Here is a 476-nt window from a genome sequence, read left to right as displayed (position 1 = left end):
GAATGGCATTATCAGTAGCAGGCGCTGGTGGTCACTGACGGCGGTACTGCCAGGCAACACCGCCAGTGGCAGTTGGGCCTGGGTTGTCAGGGTGCTGAATTCGACCCCGAGTCGTTGCTGTTCGGTGCTATCGAGAGGTAATGCCTCGGCCCGATACGTTAGCAGCGGCAGGGCGAGGATACTGGTCAGGGTAACGATCAGTGTGGCGGATGCCAGATTAACCTGCTGTTGTGGTGTGTTGCCCACTCGGCAGTGTGCGGATTGATCTTGGCTCGAATGGCCAGACAACATATTCAAAAACGTCATTGTGGTATCACCCCCTGAAGTTGGTTCCAGTCACTGATGGCTTGTTGGTAAGTAAGGCGGGCTTCGTCAGCCTGTTGCTGCAGTTGCCAGATACTGTTTTGCACCTGTAGCCAGGCCAGCCCTGACAGTTGCCCTTGCTGCCAGGCCCGGTACTGGGCGTTGTACTGCTG

1 protein-coding gene is annotated in these 476 nt (G+C 56.7%); it reads right to left on the bottom strand.

Translation table 11 applies throughout. From position 1 onward, the window contains the following. Nucleotides 1-306 (bottom strand): hypothetical protein (locus tag Q4563_RS15980; protein WP_303605173.1); only part of this gene is annotated, 306 nt, incomplete at its 3' end. Nucleotides 307-476: the final 170 nt, after the last annotated feature.

This window comes from Gilvimarinus sp. 1_MG-2023, assembly GCF_030548285.1.
This window is presented reverse-complemented; position numbering and strand designations above follow the sequence as displayed.